This is a genomic window from Paenibacillus sp. alder61 (assembly GCF_020179875.1).
Lineage (GTDB): Bacteria > Bacillota > Bacilli > Paenibacillales > Paenibacillaceae > Fontibacillus > Fontibacillus faecis.
This window is the reverse complement of the sequence record NZ_JAIUDG010000037.1, coordinates 23,289-42,088: the sequence shown is the minus strand read 5'-3', so window position 1 is coordinate 42,088 and position 18,800 is coordinate 23,289. Positions and strand designations below refer to the sequence as shown.

14 protein-coding genes are annotated in these 18,800 nt (G+C 48.1%); 2 read left to right on the top strand and 12 right to left on the bottom strand.

The annotated features are described in order from the left end of the window. The first annotated feature begins 535 nt into the window (after positions 1–535). Positions 536–1,426: a DUF2268 domain-containing protein gene (locus LBW89_RS26530; protein ID WP_148457485.1), complete on the top strand. Its 891-nt coding sequence runs from the start codon at positions 536–538 to the stop codon at positions 1,424–1,426. Positions 1,427–1,573: 147 nt separating this feature from the next. Here LBW89_RS26530 and LBW89_RS26525 read toward each other — a convergent pair whose 3' ends face one another. From LBW89_RS26525 to LBW89_RS26500, 6 genes are all read right to left on the bottom strand, one after another. Then, on the bottom strand, positions 1,574–1,726 hold the full coding sequence (locus LBW89_RS26525; RefSeq protein ID WP_148457483.1) for a response regulator: 153 nt from the start codon (positions 1,724–1,726) through the stop codon (positions 1,574–1,576). 217 nt (positions 1,727–1,943) lie between these two features. After that, on the bottom strand, positions 1,944–4,736 hold the full coding sequence (locus LBW89_RS26520; RefSeq protein ID WP_148457481.1) for a glycoside hydrolase family 3 C-terminal domain-containing protein: 2,793 nt from the start codon (positions 4,734–4,736) through the stop codon (positions 1,944–1,946). Between the two features lie 274 nt (positions 4,737–5,010). Beyond that, positions 5,011–5,187, bottom strand: coding sequence for a hypothetical protein (locus LBW89_RS26515; RefSeq protein ID WP_170287188.1), 177 nt, complete (start codon positions 5,185–5,187; stop codon positions 5,011–5,013). 407 nt (positions 5,188–5,594) lie between these two features. After that, entirely contained in the window at positions 5,595–5,771 is a 177-nt protein-coding gene (locus LBW89_RS26510; RefSeq protein WP_225040870.1) for a group II intron maturase-specific domain-containing protein, read from the bottom strand. A 736-nt stretch (positions 5,772–6,507) separates the two neighbouring features. Next, positions 6,508–7,200 (bottom strand): hypothetical protein, encoded by a 693-nt coding sequence (locus LBW89_RS26505; protein WP_225040869.1) that lies wholly within the window; start codon positions 7,198–7,200, stop codon positions 6,508–6,510. Positions 7,201–7,601: 401 nt separating this feature from the next. Further along, entirely contained in the window at positions 7,602–7,943 is a 342-nt protein-coding gene (locus tag LBW89_RS26500; RefSeq protein ID WP_148457477.1) for a hypothetical protein, read from the bottom strand. 659 nt (positions 7,944–8,602) lie between these two features. Here LBW89_RS26500 and LBW89_RS26495 point away from each other — a divergent pair. Further along, complete coding sequence (locus LBW89_RS26495; protein WP_148457475.1) at positions 8,603–9,505, top strand: aldo/keto reductase; 903 nt, start codon at positions 8,603–8,605, stop codon at positions 9,503–9,505. Between the two features lie 138 nt (positions 9,506–9,643). On the opposite strand, the gene LBW89_RS26490 is transcribed toward LBW89_RS26495, so the two are convergent. From LBW89_RS26490 to LBW89_RS26465, 6 genes are all read right to left on the bottom strand, one after another. After that, entirely contained in the window at positions 9,644–10,897 is a 1,254-nt protein-coding gene (locus LBW89_RS26490) for an ISL3 family transposase (RefSeq protein ID WP_225040868.1), read from the bottom strand. A 19-nt stretch (positions 10,898–10,916) separates the two neighbouring features. Further along, positions 10,917–12,098, bottom strand: coding sequence for an MFS transporter (locus tag LBW89_RS26485; RefSeq protein WP_225040867.1), 1,182 nt, complete (start codon positions 12,096–12,098; stop codon positions 10,917–10,919). Between the two features lie 80 nt (positions 12,099–12,178). After that, a complete protein-coding gene (locus LBW89_RS26480; protein WP_412067034.1) occupies positions 12,179–12,427 on the bottom strand; it encodes an ArsR/SmtB family transcription factor in 249 nt (82 codons plus the stop codon). Between the two features lie 181 nt (positions 12,428–12,608). Continuing rightward, a complete protein-coding gene (locus LBW89_RS26475) occupies positions 12,609–15,248 on the bottom strand; it encodes a PAS domain S-box protein (protein WP_225040865.1) in 2,640 nt (879 codons plus the stop codon). A gap of 165 nt (positions 15,249–15,413) precedes the next feature. Continuing rightward, positions 15,414–16,289, bottom strand: coding sequence for a UTP--glucose-1-phosphate uridylyltransferase GalU (gene galU / locus LBW89_RS26470; RefSeq protein ID WP_148457467.1), 876 nt, complete (start codon positions 16,287–16,289; stop codon positions 15,414–15,416). A 207-nt stretch (positions 16,290–16,496) separates the two neighbouring features. Further along, positions 16,497–18,704, bottom strand: a complete 2,208-nt coding sequence (locus LBW89_RS26465; protein WP_225040864.1) for a bifunctional alpha,alpha-trehalose-phosphate synthase (UDP-forming)/trehalose-phosphatase — start codon at positions 18,702–18,704, stop codon at positions 16,497–16,499. Positions 18,705–18,800 lie beyond the last annotated feature (96 nt).

The window sequence follows — 18,800 nt, the reverse complement described above, 5'->3', positions numbered from 1 at the left end:
GTATCTTTGTATTCAAGGAGACCTCCTTTCGTATGTATCTGTACAATTCTACGATAACTGGGGTCTCCTTTTTTTGTAAATTATTCTTCTTACTTGTTATGTCATTTTTTTTGCAAGATTGCTGCACCGAAGGGACGAATTCGACAAAATAAGGCCGCAAATGGCACTTATCCACCCGCCCGGCTTCAAAGAGAGGCGATTACAGCCATTAGATCCTTCGGGCTAATGCAACGCTAGTGCCACACGACAGGAAATAAGGCCTTTTGACCGCTATTATCCCTGAATGGGTGAATGAACCGAAATAACAGCCCAAAAGGCCGCTATTGCTGCGGGTGGCTGAAATTGCGGGGCGCCGAATTCCGACTAACGCGCATATAGCCGATGGTGATGGAGCATCAGGCGTATTCTGCAATTTTTAAATATTTGAATTTGAAATTCTGTAATCAAAATCAAGAAATTGAGATTTGACCTTGCCGCTGCGTCATGCTTTATAGTGAGTCTGACAGAAGACGATTGGTAAGGTGGGCGATATCCAATGAATATCATCATAGAGAACACGATTGAACAATATGAAATGCTGTTCTCCTTGCAGGGAGAACGGGAAGACTACTTTCGCTATACCATGATGAAGCCTTTCGAGCGGATGTGGAGTGCGATAAACATTCCTTTGCTGGCCAAGCAGCCGCAGGGTTACGATGTGATGATGGCCTCCCGTATGCTCGGTTACCTTGATGTAAATGAAACCGAAACCGGAGTTGCCGCCTTGCGGACATTGAAGGAGATACAGGCGCTGCAAACGGCGGCTCGTGCTTTAAATGATTGCGGAGCATTTATTCGCCAGCACGATCTGAAGATTAGTGCCGACGATTTAAAATTCGGGCTGTATATTGCCGATCCCTTAACACTTGAGTTGCAAAAAGGCTACTGCGGCTTTGGCGGAATACCGGGGTTCATTCATATAGCCGTCTATCCGAATGAGTACAATATCCCGAGGTTGCCGGCGGTCATCGCCCACGAGTTTCATCATAATCTTCGGTTCTCCTATTTTGACTGGGATCACGGAAATGTCACGGTGGGCGATTATTTAATTATTGAGGGGCTGGCCGAATCTTTCGCCAAAGAATTGTATGGAGCGGACCACTTAGGGCCCTGGGTGACTTCTTTTGATGAAGAAGACTTGGCATATTCGATTGAAGTGGTGAAAGGGGCCCTGGATATAAAGGGGTTTGCCGAGGTAAGCAGCTATATGTTCGGTGACCGTCTGGCCAAAGAACAAGGATACGCGCCGGTAGGCTTATCGCCGTTCGCCGGATATGCGGTAGGTTATCGTGCGGTCCAGTCCTTTATGCGGCTAAATCAGGTTGGCATAGCGGAAGCCTCGTTGCTTGACACAGACAAGATTATAAAAAACTGTGGTATTTTCTAACTTAATAGACAGTCAGGGACCGCTACCAAGAGGGCCTAGCGCACTTCCAACTCTTCCACTCGAAAAAGATGCAAATCTGCAGGTATTTAGGCCGATTCTCGAGGGAATTCAAAAAAAGTTGCAAATCTGCAGGCATTTCTGGTGATTTTAGAGATACGAGGCGGCTTCCTCCAGAGCGAGATGAACCGCCTCCTCCCCATTCGACGCCTCGCCGACCCCCTCAAGCTGTCCGGTGCTATGAATTAAATTCCGAACCCCGCTGCGAAAAAGCGGGTGGTCATCCGCCAAAAAAATCCTCATGAAATCTCCTTTCTAAGTACGGCAATATGACTTTAATGCTTGTACTGCCCTGTTCCGACCAACATTCACGCTTTTCTCCTCCAGGGCACAGCAATTAATTTAATTGAAACCGATATGTACGTTTTGATATTTTTTGCGAACTTGGTCTGAACCAAAAAAAGGAGAACCCGCCGCGTGTTCACGGCGACGACGGTTCTCCTTACCCGATCAATCAATATTACACCTGTACCGGCTTAAATTCTATCCAATCGATTTGAATGCCGGGTTTGATGAACTCGAGAGTCATCTCGTAAACTCCGGCTTCCAACTGGACTTTCACCAGTTTCTGTCTCACCCAGTTCCCTTCCGTCCCGTTCGTTTGTACGGTCGTCATCAGCTCGCCGTTCAGCAGGACATTGCAGGCGCTCTGTGCCAAATTGGATTCCGGCGACATCACGTTCACGATAATCCGGTATTCGCCGGTTTGCTCCGCCCGGAATACTGTCGAACCGGCCGCCGCGGGCTTGACCTGCGTATTTTGAGCCAACGATTGTGCCCCTTCGCCGGTAAGCGATGGATTGGCTTTGAAGGCATGGACGGTTTCCACGATCTCTTGCTTCCGGAAGAAGACCGGCGCCTGCATCAGGAACTCGCAAATATTGATGGCACAGCGCTGCAGTTCCCCCCGGGTAAGCGTTCCGTTCTCCAAGGATTCGATCGTATTGTCGTCCCAAGCGTTGATTTCGGCGCCATAATTGCTGACCACCATATACAGATCGTTTTGTGCCCGAACCATCCAGTTAGTGTACTTCCGATCGGCCGGTCCGCCGTTTACCGTGTCATTCATTATGGCCCACCAATCCGTCATCACGATGCCTTTGAAGCCCCATTCCTTACGCAAAATGGTGGTGTTCAAATCGTAGTTCGACGCCGACCAATGCCCGTTGACCGGGTTGTAAGCGGTCATGACGGAGTTGGCGCCGCCCTGTTTTACCGCGATTTCAAAACCTTTCAGGTAGATCTCGCGAAGCGCCCGTTCGGACACGACCGCATCCACTTTGCTGCGGTGCTTCTCCTGGTTGTTGCAGGCAAAATGCTTCAGCGTAGCGTTCGAGCCGCCCTTCTTGATCCCCCGCGTGCAGGCGGTGGCAAACAGCCCGGTGACCAGCGGGTCCTCGGAGAAATACTCGAAATTCCGCCCGTTCAGCGGACTGCGCCGGATATTCAGCCCCGGCCCGAGCAGCGTATCAATGTCGTTGCTGACCAGTTCCTGGCCTTCCATAACATACAGCTCTTCCACCAGGTCCACGTCCCACGTCGCGGCCAGCAAAGTTCCAATCGAGACCTGGGTGGCTTTCAAACCGCTGTCCATCCGGATGCCGGACGGGCCATCGGCCGTACAACCTACCGGAATGCCGTAGTTAAACAAAGCGTCGCTTACGCCGCCGAAGGCGGAAGCGGTGCCCGGGGTCACCAGCGGGCTGCTCATCCCCTCGCCTCTTACAATCGTGGCCAAATCATGATCCGAGAGCTGGGCGATAAACGCTTCCATGCTGACCTTACCGTCATACACATCCCTTAATTTGTAACCGCGGTTCCCGGTTTGCTCAAGCGTTTTGGGCAGGTTGTTTTGAATGCGGTCCGCCAAAGAAATTTTTCGTTTCGGCACCTCTTCATAAACGAGTTCGTAAGAACCGTCCGCCTTTCTGACACCCGGCTTCATGCGCCGGTAGCTCTCGGTAGGGGCCAGAGCTTCTTCCAACTGCTCCACGACTTGAAGCCGGTCTAGCGTGTAACCCTGCTGACCGTCCACAGAAACAGGGGACAGCTTCTTGACGCTGTTTCCGGTATAGATGACATAAGTTCCTTCCTCAAGGACATACGCGGAAGGATGTCCTGTCACACCGCCGTCATCATAAGAAGCCATGGTGCTGACCGGAAAACCGAGGGTCAGCCGCTGCGATTCACCCGGCTGCAGCAGTTTGGTTTTCCCGAACGCGACCAGCACGCGAGCCGGCTTGCCAAGCTTGCCCTGCGGGGCCTCCGCATAAACTTGGACGACCTCTTTCCCCGCATAAACCGTTCCTGTATTTTTTACCGTTACCCCGATTTCAAGGAAGGTCTCGCCTTCCCGCTCAACCCGCTTCGCCGCTTCCGGTTCGATTTGAAATTCCGTGTACGACAAACCATAGCCGAACTCAAACTGAACGCGGTCCGGGCAGAAGGTTTCAAAATACCGGTAACCTACGTAAATGTCCTCTTCGTACAGATTTTTAAATTCATTGCCGTAATTGCGGGTGGACGGGTAATCGTCGATGGAATAGGCGATCGTATCGGTCAGCTTCCCGCTGGGGGTCACCTCGCCCACAAGCACGTCCGCAATTGCGTTGCCCCCTTCCATCCCGCCATGCCAAGCGTAAATGACGGAAGAAATCGGGTTGACATAGTCCGAGTCGTCAAGCCAGCTCATGTCGATGATATTCGATACGTTCAATACTACGACAGTCTTCTCAAAATGAGCGGTAACCGCCTTCAGCATTTCTTTTTCCTGCGCCGTCAATTGATAGCTTCCCGGTTCGTTGGCGTTATCCTGATCCTCCCCGGCGGTCCGTCCGATGACAATAATGGCCTTGTCCGATTTCCGTCTGGCTCCGGCAACGAGTTCGTCGGTCAAAGGCATTTCCTTCTGAAACCAAGGTTCCGCCGCCCAACCCCCGCCGCCGTTATCGAACGGGTTTTCTTCAATCCATTTCTCATAGACCGCGGCCAGCTCCTCATTGACGGAAATGTCCTTCTTGCCGCGCAGGCCGTCCAATAGATTGGTCGTGTAAGGCACATTCACACTGCCGCCCGATCCCGTACCGCTGCGATAGTAATTCACTTGAATTCTCCCAAAAATCGAAACGCTTTCGCCCTTTTGAACCGGAAGAACTTGATCGTCATTTTTCAAAAGCACCGCGCCGTCCGCGGCTACCTTCCTGCTGAATTCCGCAAAGCCCTTTAATGTAATGCCCAGTTTCTCTGTGTTCAACTTATTCCCTCCACATCTAGTTATCTGCTCTGTTTTCGGACTACCTATCCCTATGTATTTCCCCGGGACCAGCCCTTTTTTTATCTATAACCTCTCTCCATTATTCTCAATATTGAAAACATTTTCAAGAGGGAAATCGTTTTCTGATCGAATTTTACATACATAATATGTTATATTATCCGAATAAAACTAGATTACATCCAGTAAAATGCAAATTTGGCCGTCCCTGGTGGGGCGGCCTGCCGTTATGGACTTCAAAGTTGGAGCGGTCGGATTAAGAGCGGTTATTCTTACCCGCAGACTTGTCGTTCCTGTCCCTGACTTGATCGGAAGGGTAGGTCGTGATGTCATCCTGCTCGGGCATAAACCCGGTTTTCGTATGCGGGCTTGTGTCCTCGTAAATTGTGTTGGGGTCTCCGTCGGTTTCGTCGGTCGTCGGATTATACGGCATGATCAGCAACCTCCTTATGTTAATTCGCCTTGTTAGCCTTCCCCCTATTCGGATTTTCATGCGATAACTACAAGGAGAAACGTGCCGGGATCCAGGATCCCTCCGCTTTGCACCACTCGGTTATAGGCGAGCCTGAGGTTCTCTCCTTCGAACATTCGCTCTAGCAAGTCGTTCTTTGCTTCGCGAGAGGAAGGGCGATATGTGCCGGTGGATAGCTCGGTGCTTCAGCATACCCTGACGGCTTCACCATTTCTCTTTGCTGGCAGCTCCCTTCCGGGATTTTTGACTGTCTTTGCTCTTCACTCGAACGAATCGGTTTCCTCTCTCCTTTCGGCTTACGCCCTTCCGCTTTCCGGCGTCTCGTACTTACTGCTGACTACTGTAGGTTCAGCGCAACCTCTCGGTTGCTATTGGTAGGCCTGCCACTCCGGTATCCCCAGCTTCCGTAGGTTTTGTACCTTTGTCCACGGTTTCTTCCACTGCTTCCAGATGTACATGCGAAGGCGTCTTCTTAGCCACTCGTTCCAGCTTTGCAGAATTCGTTTCATGTCCGCTTCATAGAAATACCTGACCCAGCCGCGTATACTCCGCCGACCGTTCCCTTGCCCATTGCTTGCGGCTTGCCTGCCCTGTTACGAACAAACGTCTTCATTTCTCCGATTAAGTTAGCATCATTGATTTTCCCTACTCCTTCACGGAGCCTTCAATTAGAGCATCAACTAGACCCGTTTGCCGTGGATCCAATAATACCGACCGTACCGGCTTCTTTAGAAAGAGCAGCAAACAAGGATCCCAGGTGCTTTTTCTTGCGATTCTCCGGCCAGAATGCCAATTCTGAGGCGTGTAGATAATGAATGGTCTCAGAACGAGCCAATACTTTATTTTCTGCCGATTGAACCGTGATCTTTGATTTAAGGGCGGGCTCTTTTTGCGCTCACTGTCCTTCAAGGCTGGATTTTCAAACGTGAGACGTCGGCTGTTATTCCGCTTGCGCATTGGTTTAATTTGCTCGGGAATGTAGTCATAATAAAGCCGGAACATGTCATAAAGGTTTTCCGATGCGCTTGAGTCCTGAGCAACAATAAAGGCGTTCTTTGCTTCTTGAAATGAAAGGCTTTATTTTACAAGAGTTTAAGCCTGTTTCGTTTGTAACGTTACACGCTTCTTTTTCAATACACAATTAGGCTCAGGAAAATTTTCCTGAGCCAACTTAATTTTAGATTATAACATGGTCAAAGGATGACCACGTTTTCCCTTATCTTCATCATTCCGTTGCGGTTTTCCTCGCCCGCTCGGACTGCAGAATCAATTCGTTTTTCATTAGTCTAAAAAAGTTGTATAAATGCTGTCTGGCACATTTGGACTCTTATTAGCATTATTCCTCATTACGCACATAGCTGCTTCGCCTGCCATGTAGGAAGTATAGACTCCGGTTGGATGCCTGTAACCTTGTCGGTGAAGCCATGCATGAAATAAAGATCCAAAAAGAGTCTGATTGGGAAGATCTGTTCGATTTAATACTCTTGGATTAATTGTAACACTCAAAGAGACGGTGTCTGGTCTAGTACCATTAACGGCTTTTACAGTGAAATTTGGTATTGTCGAACTCGGCACCTGATACCTTATAAGAGCTCTTGGAGCTCGGTTAAATCCGTTGGCTACTATTTGTTGGGTTAACCCACCCATCATCACATTCGCTGCTCCTGCCCCATTTGCTATTCTCCCAGTAAACCAAACAGGACTAAGATTGAATCTAGCATATTTGTTTGCACAGATTTGAAAACTCGATCTTGCACCCGATGATCTCTGAGTATAGTGCGTATTCCAAAAAGCAAGAACTCCCGAAATCATTATTTGAATTCTATATCTTTGAGCAGTTGAAAATCTGTTGTCAATTCCAAACCTCATTGTACTGGGCAATGTAACGCCTGCTGGAGCTGAAGGAACAGGAATTGTAACTAAAGTGTATGATTGGGTTATCCTCGCTCGTTTTTGAAGATTATTCTTGACCATGTATTTTACCAAACTCCCTTCCCAAGACGGTAATTTTCTATCCCATCCTCCTGAATATCCTTATCTTATGCCTTCGTCTGTAGTAGTGTTAGGATAGTTACCTATCACTCTTAATATATGTCCTTTTGTAGAGCGATAATTATCACCATAAATGGGGGCTAGGAGATCGCGGTTGGTCCCTTTTGAGTTGAATAGTTTTTTATATGCGGTGCAAACAAAAAAAGGGCTGTGTATTAACGCTGCCCCTTCTGCCCTTTTATATACTTCAGCTTGTATCCGAAAAGGTGTGCGAAACACCTCCTGTTTAGCCATATGCACAAGAGAAAAAGCACCCTATACGGGTGCTTACGCTCCTCTTCGATGAGGCGCTCGCCAGGAGCCATTCAAACAACATCAGGTTATTAAGGGGTTGATATAGTTCCTTGAATCCAATTTTTGTACCATGCCTCCCTCGCCCGTCTATAAGAACAATACAATTCCCAACAACAGCTAGTTGGACCCGCTTCCACTTGAGGATCGTAGCACAATTGAATGCAAATTTGCCCAGGTTTAGGATTAGCTTCACATTCTCTCCACTTATTATACAAATCATTAACGTCCCCTTCTTCAGTGGGCACACCTTCACAATCACAATCAGCGGTTAAATTTACAGGATAATAAAAATAACCTGTATTAACAGGATAATGATAATAAGGGTAGTACATCACACAAACTCTGTCAGGGTAATATTGGTAGTAATACATCCCCGATACACTCCTCTTTTGGGTTTATTGCCTATTTTATGCAATAACCACCCAAGATGCGAGTCGAGGTGTGATCACCTCACTCCCCTCCGGTTAATCAAACTGAAAAGAAAAAGCCGCTTATGGAGCGACTTAATCAACACTGCCGTTATTCATTCATAAGAAGTGGAGTATCCGAAAAAAAATATATTGAATATTTCTCGACTATATCTCATAAAAATTGCCGCTCCCGAAGGAACGGCTATGGAGGAATAGGTTATGATACCATGGTTGGGTTAGTTAGAGTGTAACGCTTATAAACTACACTTTTGCTACGTATTTTAAGGACATTTGATCGGCGGTCGGTCTCATACACGCTATCAGCCCGTTTGCCGACTCTCTAAATCGATCCAAAACCTATTCCCTTTCGTAGCGGTTCTCATCTTCAACTTCATCACTAATCTGGAATACTCCTCTACAAGTTCAATAATCCGTTTCATTGCATTTTTATAGAGCAAATCGTCTTCCAACCAACTACCTCCCCTTTCTGAACATAATAAGTGCCTACACTTCTATATCCGTATAGTGGCTAGCCCATCAATTCCTTTACTTCTCTCTCGGCTTAAAGATATGATAGACCCTAGAAACTCATACTCTGGGACTAAAGGAGAGAGGTCAGAATGAAGAAAAATCAACTGGGGAATTCCGATTTGATCGTTAGCGAGATCGGCCTTGGCTGCATGTCCTTGGGAACGGACGAAGGCAAAGCGGTATCGCTGATTCATGAAGCTTTGGACCGGGGGGTCAACCTGCTTGACACCTCCGATTTATATGACAGCGGCCGGAACGAAGAACTGGTCGGCAAAGCGATCCGGGGGCGCCGCGATCGGGTGATCCTCGCCACCAAGGCGGGAAACCGCCGCATTCCCGGACAGGAAGGCTGGGTTTGGGATCCCTCCAAAGCGTATATTTTATCCGCGGTCAAGGACAGTCTTCGCAGACTTGGGACGGACTATATCGACTTGTATCAGCTGCATGGTGGGACGATCGACGACCCGATCGACGATACGATCGAAGCGTTCGAACAACTCAAACAGGAAGGCCTGATCCGGGAATATGGCATTTCCTCCATTCGTCCCAACGTCATTCGGGAATATGTATCGCGCTCTTCCATCGTCAGTGTTATGAACCCGATCAGCATCGTCGATCGCAGGGCCGAAGAGACCGTTCTTCCTCTCCTGCGCGAAAAAGGGATCAGCGCGATCGCGAGAGGCCCGCTGGCGAGCGGAGCTTTGGCTGCGGGTCGGGAACCCGTCAAGGGCGTGCCGGACTATGAGTTGTCCGAACTGCAGGAGCTGCGCTCCCGGCTGAAGCAACTGGAGACACCGGGCCGGAATTTGACGCAGTTGGCGATTCGCTTCACCCTCTCCCAGCCCGCCGTAGCGACCGCGGTTCCGGGGGCGAGCTCCCGCGAGCAGTTGCTGCAGAACCTCGCCGCCGCGGACATCCCGGAGCTGAATGAGGAGGAACTGGGGCTGATCCGGCAATGGAGCAAACCAAACTTGTACCGGCAGCATCGGTGATCAGTCCGCATAAACAGACTTTGTAAAGCTCGTATAGCGCCCGCTGGATTGCCATGAGCGGGCGTTTATTTTAAGGAACCGCACAGGATGTTCCCTTTAGAAACTTTCGGGTATTCGGTAATTATTGCGGAAAAGGGTTTATAATTCACCCTTCTCCAACTTCTCAATCAAGGTGGAAATCTTAGTACCACGAAGCGGTCGCTTTTGATATTTAGGCTTACAATCCTCCGCAAGCGCCTCTGTAAAGATAATATTGGCTCGCAGAGCCTCGAATGAATAGCCCCTACCCAAACGGTTAATAACACGGAAAAGGCTGTTCAGAGACTCCGTATAATCGTTAGCAATACGGTGGTCGAAGTAAGCGAATATCTCCTCCTCCCAATTCATCATGGCTTCTATAAGAGGCACAAAAGCGGATTGGAGTTCCTTCGGTATTTTGGCTTTCCAATCGTTATATTTAATGAATGCCATTTGTCTTGAATCGCCATCCCAAATATCGAAGAACGATTCCTTCAAGCTATACGCAATACCGAGAATGGGGTAATTCTTCGTCCATAGATCAAGTGTTATTTTATCCGTCTCTGTAAGCTCATTATGGCGTTTCAGAAGGATAAGTCGATCGTGCATGAGCCCACGCCGCTCCGTTGCCGATAAATCCTCTCTTAGCTGTTTATGTATGTTCTCTAACACTTGGTTCGCCAAACGGACAACATGGAACTTATCGACGATTATAGTAGCTTTTGGAAATACAGCCTTCACAGCGTCTTTATACGGTTTCCACATATCCATCGTGAAATACTGTATTCGCCCTTTGTTCGGAAGGCTTGAGAGAAATTCAACAACCGTTTCCTTATTGCGATTAGGCAGAATGTCCAGTAATGTTCGTCCTTCAATGTTGGTTAATACACAACGAGGCTTGATAATATGAATTTTCTCTATGCCAAGCCAATTGGGTGTCACAAACCGAAATGTTTCCTCGAGGTAGTTAATGTAATCGCGAAAGATGTTGCGGATCGTCCTCTCGTTAAGCCCTACGTCTTCTGCAATACTGACGAATGTACGTTTAAGGCTCTGCTTCTCCACGTAGGACAACAATCGTTTTGTACAGTTCCGCCTTTCGTCAATGGTGTGGTCCAAGCGTTCCCAAAAGGTTTGAGTGCAAACACGACAACGATACCTCTGACGCTTTACGAGAAGTTCTACACGCTTACCGTGAATAGGTAAGTCCATACAAACATGTTCCCTGTTACCGTGCTTGTAGAGGTTCGCTTGACATCCACAATGGGGGCAAGCTAAAGGTGGAGAGTTCGTCACCACTTGTATTAGAAAATCATATTCATGCTCACGAATACTTAGGATGTTGAATTTGGGAAGATTTAGAATATCCATCATTCGAACTTCTTCTATGCATTTATGATGCATAATCTTTTTTTGTTTTAACGTGATTAGTCAAAATGCCACTTGCTATAAATGAGTACAAGGAACCGGCAAAGCATATAGCCGCAAATATACCTACGGCAGAAAAACCGTTAAATGTCGCATAAACCAAGCCGGCGAACCAAGAGCCGAGCGCTGTCGCGGCGTACATTATCGAATTGGCCAAGCTAGAGATCGTACCGCGAATTGTCGGATCTAGTGAATTCAGCATTCCCATGATGAGCGGAAATACGATGCCCATGGTTGCGAATATGAAAAAGTATACCCCTTCGAATAACGCAACCGATGGAAGGTGAGATAAAGCAATAAAACATGCAATAGAGACGAGAATGCTCACAACCATCGTATTGAAACGATTCAATATTTTGATCACATATGGACCGCTAAAGCTTCCCACTATATTCCCTAGGCCAAGAAAAAACATGACGTACCCCACTTGATCAACCGAAAGGTGAAAGCGGTCCGTCATCCATCTTCCAATGAAAGAAAAGGCAGCAAAAAATCCACATTGAAATAAGAAATGAGCCAGGAAAGATCTTCTCGCGATGCGGCTTGTCAATAGCGGGACGTATCTTTTAAATATCGGAAGCCTGGTTCTTGGGTCTTGTTTCGGTTTCATTTCGGGCAAAGCATACAGGATAAAAATAGCCACCAACAACGAGCATGCACCGATTGTAAAAAAAGGATAAGACCAGTGGTTTACAGCAAGCAGTCCTCCAATCGGTATGCCGAACGCTTGGGAAGCAGCCAAGCCTGCCATTACGATTCCTGATACTTTGGCGGTCTTTGCCGCAGGGAACAGTGCGGGAATAGAAGCCCAGACTTGCGGCGCTGTGAATGCTGCGCTGACTCCGGCTAAAAAACGGAATAAAAACATCGTCCAAAACCCTGTCGCAAAGCCACATAAAATGGTTGACACCGAGAAACAAACCATACCTAAAAACATTACTTTTTTACGATTCCATCCATCGGAAAGCGGTCCGGCTAACAGAGCGAATATGGCATATCCCAGCGCATAGGCCCCGACCATCCAACCGGCATATTCAGTCGGGATATCAAACAATTTCTGAAGAGTGGGGATGAGCGGAGAAATCAAAAATGTATCCGTACCGATAACAAACATGATGAGAAAAAGTAAGATTGTTAACTTAATCATGTGATTCATCTTCTCCTATCGTTCCTAGTTTTGTTGTAAAAAAACTTTTGAACTAATGAAGAAAAAAAAGGATTTCTTTTCTACAACGTATCAAGAAATCCCGGCAAGTAAGAGTCAAAGGTATCCATGTCGATACTTGTATACTTCGTTTGGGCTTCCTTTCGCACTTTAATCAATTTCGCCTCCCTTAAAGTCCGCAAATGATACGAAGTATTCGACTTGGAAGTATTGCAAATGTCCCCAACTTCTCCGCAATTCATCTCCTTCCTGTTGGCGTATAGAACTCGTATGATTTCTAATCTTGTTTCATCAGCTAGTGCTTGAAACATTTTGACTCTTTGCTCATTATTCAGTGATTTTTGAGTAATCATAAAACCATTGTACTAAGAATTTGCTACGATTCAAGTCTTTTTCAAAAAACCACCAAATTCTCCGATTTATAAGCAATTCTAAAAACAACAAAGCACATCCGCTTCAAACTTCGAGTCGGATGTGCTTTTCACTTCTCGCTTATCGCCAACTACTCGCTTTTTTCCTGTTACTGAAATCCTCGATCAGGGGCAGCACCGATTCACTTCGGATCGGTTTGCTTACATACGCGTCCATTCCCGCTTCCAGACATCTCTCTTTATCCCCTCTTAAAGCATTCGCGGTGACAGCCACGATAAAGGGGCATTCGTTCTCCGGCAGCGTTTCCTTGATCTGCCTTGTCGCCTCAAATCCATTGAGCTTAGGCATATGGACATCCATAAATACAATATCGTAATGGGCGCGCTTTACGGCCTCCACCGCGTCCTTGCCGTTAACCACATTGTCGACATGGTGGCCTTTTTTCTCGATCATTTTCCGGAGAACCAATTGATTCACTTCGTTATCCTCGGCGATCAGGATGCGTAATGAATCGGTTCGCGTCCTCTCATACTCGTGTTGATAGATACTGATTTCCTCGGAAGTCTTGGTTTTGAGCCAGACTGTAAATACAAAGGTCGTTCCCGGTTCCTTGTTCTCTTCAATCCAGATGTCCCCGTGCATCAATTGGACCAATTTTTTGCTGATGGCAAGCCCCAGCCCCGTTCCTTGCGGTTTCCGGGTCATAAAATTATCCAACTGATAGAATGGTTGAAACAGATGTTCCCGTTTTTCCACAGGAATGCCGATTCCCGTATCCTTCACCCTGAATCGGAAGCAGGCATCAAACTCCCTAACCTCTTCCAGACGGACGTCGATGTCAATACGTCCTTCCGAAGTGAACTTTACGGCGTTTCCGATCACATTCGTCAAAACCTGTTTCAACCGGTAAGCATCTCCGAACAGGGGCGTCGGAATTTTGTCATCCAGCGTTAAGCCGACTTTCAGCTTTTTTTCGCGAATCCCCGGCTTTACCATATCGATGGTTTCGTGCACCACGGACTTCAGATCAAATGGACCGTCAATGAGGTCCGTCTTCCCGGATTCGATCTTGGAAAAATCGAGGATATCGTTAATGATGGCAAGCAGCGATTCTCCGCTCTTCTTGATAATTTCAATATACTCCTTCTGTTCGCCGCTGAGCCCTTCGGTCTCCAAAAGCAAGTCGGTCATACCGATGACTCCGTTCATAGGCGTACGGATTTCGTGGCTCATCATCGCCAAAAATTCACTTTTGGCCTGACTCATGCGCTCGGCGGTCTCCTTCGCGATGAGAAGCTTTTTCTGTTCGGTGATATCCTTGGCAATCAGGTAGAAGCCGACATTTTTGTTATTGATGATAATCGGGGCCAACGTGGCCAGCACTTCCGTTTCATGTCCGCCCACATGCAGGATTTTATCGATTTCCTTTTCCGCCAGTTCATATTGCCCTTGCTCGATATGCCGATAGTTATCCTCGCCGATAAAGCGGGCGATCGGGGTCCCTGCCATTTCAGACACCGGGCATCCGGTCATCTCGATCGCGACGGGGTTGGCGTTCATGATGTTCCCCTTCATATTGAAAGAAATGATCGCATCATGGTTGTATTTCTTGAGCGATGTATAACGTTCAACGGATTCCTGGAGTTTAAATTCAACCAGCTTCCGTTCAGTTATGTCCTGTAAAGTCCCGTTGATCCGAATGGGCCGGTCGTCTTCGTCAAACGACATAATTCCGCGTAAATGCAAGTGTTTCTCGTTACCATCCGCGTTTACATAACGGTATTCGAAATCCAGTGGTTCCCCTTTTATAGCCCATTCGATATGTTCCCTGAGCCGCTTACCGTCGGCCGGGTCGATGAATTTGAAAATATCGCCCGATCGCAATGGCCCCCGGCTGCGCTCAAGTTCGAAGATTTCGAAAATTTGATCGGAACACGAAATGTAGTCGTTGAGGATATCCCATTCCCAACTGCCGATGGAAGCGATCCGTTCGGCCTCCGCGCTGATTTCTTCATGCTTTTTCCGTTCCGAAATGTCGCGGCCGATCGCCAGAATTTTTTGGTTTTGTCCGGCCTCGCCAATCATTTTACAGGTCGTTTCAATCCAGAGGTAATGTCCGTCTTTGTGGCGCAATCTAAGCCGGAGAAGGCTGCCGTTCGTGAAATTGATATGCTTGATCCGTTCCAGATCCTGAGGATGAAAAAATTCGAAATTGGTCTTCCCTAAAACGTCATCCGGCGATATTCCGAGCAGTTGTTGGACGGAAGGCGAACAGAATTGGCACTTGCCATCCGTAGAGGCGATGTAGATGATCTCTTGGGCGTGGGTTGAGATCAGATTAAAAATTTCTTCCTTGTAAGCCATCTTCTGCTCGATGGCCTTGCGGTCGGAAATATTAACGACATGGCAAATAAAATAAAGCGGTTCGTTCGTCGGTTCATCCCGAACGAGGGCGACGTGCAAGGAGATCCAGAGAGTCTGACCATCCTTCCGGACATAACGCTTTTCATATTGATATCCTTTGGATTTCCCTTCCAGCAATCCGCAAACATAATCAAAGTCGCCCGCCAAATCGTCAGGATGGGTAATGTCCTGATAAGTCCTCGTCAGAAGTTCTTCGCTCGTATACCCAAGCATTTGACAGAAAGCGGGATTCGCTTTCGTCCATTGCCCTTCAGGAGAAGCAAGCGCAATCCCAATGGGTGCCTGTGTATAAATTTGTTCGAACAGCTCATGATGATCGACCCTTTGAACCTGCATCAGACGCTCTCCTTTTGCTTATCAGCTCAAATTATAAACAGGGATGAGCCAAGCCAAATCGAGATTTGAGCTTAGCTCTCCTGGTTATGTTTTATTCGTTTAAACGACTCACTCTCTGGTTTATACCCAATTATTCGACAGATGAATCTAAAATTTTAAATAAATTTATTGCGGAACTGGATTCACTATCTCTTTCAGATAGTTCATCAAATCCTCCCTGAGCTCCTCATTTTTAAGGGCATAGTGGATCGTGGTTTGGATAAAACCGAATTTTTCACCCACATCGTGACGGTTGCCGTCAAAGTGGTAGGCGATTAGATCCTGCTCGGCGCCAAGCTTTGCCAAAGCGTCGGTCAATTGGATTTCGCCGCCAACTCCCGCGGGGAGTTCTCCCAAAATATCAAATATTTCGGGCGTCAGGATATAGCGTCCCAGAATCGCCAAATTGGACGGAGCTTCTTCCCGTTTAGGCTTTTCCACGAATCGCCGCGCCTTGAATACGCGTTCGGAGAGTTGCTCCCCGTCGACCAGACCGTACCGGGAAACCTGTTCCCAAGGAACCGGTTGAACCCCCACGATCGAAGTTTCATATTGTTCGTAAATGTCCAGCATTTGCTTCAGACAAGGTATATCCGACTCCACAATATCATCGCCCAGCATCACGGCGAACGGTTCGTTGCCCACGAATTTGCGGGCGCACCAGATCGCATGACCCAAACCGCGCGGCTCCCCCTGACGGATATAATGAATATCCGCCATTTCCGAGGAACGCCGAACCTGGTTCAGCAGCTCCCATTTTTTCTTTTCCGCCAAGTTGTATTCCAGCTCAAAGGAGTTGTCGAAATGATCCTCGATCGCCCGTTTGCTCTTTCCGGTTACGATGATAATGTCCTCAATCCCCGAGGCGACCGCTTCTTCCACAATATATTGAATGGTCGGCTTATCGACGATCGGCAGCATTTCTTTGGGCATGGCTTTGGTGGCGGGCAAAAATCGCGTTCCCATCCCGGCTGCGGGAATAATGGCTTTACGGATCTTCATCTCTCTTCCTCCTATACAAAATCTATTTAAATTGAATCTATTGATTTACATGTACGGCCGCCGTGTAAAATGTTCTTCCGATCGCTGTTGCTCCCTGATTTCTTTAATTAAATTTATTAGGTAGGAAATCCGGTCACAAAGGCGAACGCTTCGCTTCTCCAGAATCATTTTACACTCTAGCCTATTGGTAAATCTTAAGTTCAATTTTTATATAGATGCAAATTTCTTGTTCTTACTGAACTCCACCATTTTCCGGAGCAATACGCGCATCTCTTTAGGGGACTTCAGACGATAAGCGGCATGCGTATTCCCGGATCCGATTTTGATGGAGTAAGCCTCCTCGGGCAGGGCCGCAAACAAATCCTCATCCGTATGGTCGTCCCCCACGCCGAGAATGAAATCATACTTGTCGTTTCGGGTCAAAAGATGCACGCCGTGTCCTTTGTTCACTCTGGCATCCTTAACTTCCAGCACCTTGTTCCCTTCAAGAACACCGAGGCTCATCGATTGCGTAATGGAAATCAGCGCCTCCCGGAGTTCGTCCCGTTTCTGCGCGATCGTATCCGGTTCGCACTGCCGATAATGCCAAGCAAGCGAGTAATCCTTCTCCTCGATCAAGGATCCCGGCATCCGGTCGGTATACATCTCAAGAATGTGGCGAATCGGTTCTTTCCACGCATCGTCCACATTGATCGTCTTCACCCAGGAATCACCCGGCTTCCGGAACCACAGGCCGTGCGAGGCGATGATATAGACATTCAGATCCCCGAGCCACTTTTCTATGATATGCCGGTCTCTGCCTGTAATGATGACTACTTTATTTGCCGTATCTTTGCTTAATTCGGTCAACAGGCGTTTCAATTCTTCATCCGGTTTCGCTTGATCCGGCGTCGCTTTAAAGCCGACTAACGTGCCGTCGTAGTCGAGGAACAGCAGACGATGCTCGGCACTTTGGTAAGCTTCTTCCAAGGGAGAATCCCCCGTCAGTTGGAGTAGGGGCTTGCTCGGCTTCGCATCTTGCTCCGCGCTGCTAAGCGCATGGATAAACTCGTCCGCCCAAAAACGCACATGGTATCGCGAAATGCGGTGGTGCATCCGCCGGTTCCGTTCCATGATCTCCGCTTCCGGCATATCCAAGGCGGCCTTGATCCCTCTGGCGATGGCCCCGTGGTCATTGGCGTTCACGATGACGGCTTCCCCCAGCTCACTGGCGGCGCCGGCGGTCTCGCTCATGACGAGCATACCTTTAAAGTCATGTCGCGCGGCGATGTACTCCTTGGCGACCAGGTTCATTCCGTCCCGCAGTGGGGTCACCAGCAAGACGTCGCTGTGGCGATAGAACGCGATCAGATCCTCCTGGCTGAAGGTGCGGAAGAAGAACCAGACGGGCATCCAATTTACGGTGCCAAACCGCCCGTTCACTTCGCTGACCAGCGTTTCGATTTCCCGTTTAAGGCGGTCGTACGTTTCCACTTCAACCCGCGAAGGAGCCACGATCAGGTTCAAGCGGACCCGCTCGTGATATTCGGGATAATCCTCCAGAAACCGTTTAAAGGCGCGGATACGATCCGGGATTCCCTTTGTGTAATCCAGCCGGTCGATCGAGACGATATTTCGGATCTCCTGGGTGCTTTCGATGAACGCCTCCAATTCTGCCGAAACCTGCTCGGTGCGATGCTTATTGAAATAATCATAATCGATCCCCATCGGAAACGCGTCGACTCGAACGGTATGGATTTCGCAATTTAATTTGTAAAGATTATGCTCGATGCCCAAGATCCGCCGCACACTGCTGACAAAATGGCGTACATAGTCATAGGTGTGGAAACCGATCAGATTCGCGCCCAGCAGACCCTGCAATATCTCCTCCCGCCAGATCAAGAGTCTGAATATTTCAAAAGACGGGAAAGGAATATGCAGGAAAAAGCCGATCCGGGCTTCCGGATACTTCTCCCGAATCATTTGAGGCAGCAGCATGAGTTGGTAATCGTGGATCCAAATCGTATCTTGGTCCCCTATGACCGGGATAAGAGCTTCAAAAAATTTTTCATTAACCCGTTTATAAGCCTCCCAGGTTTCCTGACTGTACTGCGTATGGCCCGTGAAATAGTGAAATAAAGGCCAAATCGTTTCGTTACAAAAGCCGTGATAGTACTGATCGATCTCCCGCTCCGACAAAAAGACCGGTAGACACTGGTACTTCTTCCGCAGCTCTTTCCCGATCGTCTGCCGATCTTCCACCGCAAGCGCATCGCTTGCGATCCCCGGCCAGCCTGCCCAAAGGCTGCCTCCTTGCTGATGGTAACTCTTCAAGCCGGTGGCCAGACCCCCGATGCTCTCGTTATAAATCAACCCGGTTTCCTGTTTTTTTACGGTAACAGGCAATCGGTTGGATACAAAGATGATTTTGCTCAACGAACTCGCCCTCCTTTACTTGGATCACGAACACCTGTTTCCGGTGAACCATTCGGTAATTCATTTACCCTTTTCTTTCAAAAGAGACGCAGGCCT

Bases quoted from the DNA above. Each gene is read 5' to 3' on its own strand.
- LBW89_RS26490 (WP_225040868.1), bottom strand. From the start codon at position 10,897: ATGATGGATATTCTAAATCTTCCCAAATTCAACATCCTAAGTATTCGT.
- LBW89_RS26500 (WP_148457477.1), bottom strand. From the start codon at position 7,943: ATGTATTACTACCAATATTACCCTGACAGAGTTTGTGTGATGTACTAC.
- LBW89_RS26485 (WP_225040867.1), bottom strand. From the start codon at position 12,098: ATGATTAAGTTAACAATCTTACTTTTTCTCATCATGTTTGTTATCGGT.
- LBW89_RS26515 (WP_170287188.1), bottom strand. From the start codon at position 5,187: ATGCCGTATAATCCGACGACCGACGAAACCGACGGAGACCCCAACACA.
- LBW89_RS26530 (WP_148457485.1), top strand. From the start codon at position 536: ATGAATATCATCATAGAGAACACGATTGAACAATATGAAATGCTGTTC.
- LBW89_RS26525 (WP_148457483.1), bottom strand. From the start codon at position 1,726: ATGAGGATTTTTTTGGCGGATGACCACCCGCTTTTTCGCAGCGGGGTT.
- galU (WP_148457467.1), bottom strand. From the start codon at position 16,289: ATGAAGATCCGTAAAGCCATTATTCCCGCAGCCGGGATGGGAACGCGA.
- LBW89_RS26505 (WP_225040869.1), bottom strand. From the start codon at position 7,200: ATGGTCAAGAATAATCTTCAAAAACGAGCGAGGATAACCCAATCATAC.
- LBW89_RS26495 (WP_148457475.1), top strand. From the start codon at position 8,603: ATGAAGAAAAATCAACTGGGGAATTCCGATTTGATCGTTAGCGAGATC.
- LBW89_RS26480 (WP_412067034.1), bottom strand. From the start codon at position 12,427: ATGTTTCAAGCACTAGCTGATGAAACAAGATTAGAAATCATACGAGTT.
- LBW89_RS26475 (WP_225040865.1), bottom strand. From the start codon at position 15,248: ATGCAGGTTCAAAGGGTCGATCATCATGAGCTGTTCGAACAAATTTAT.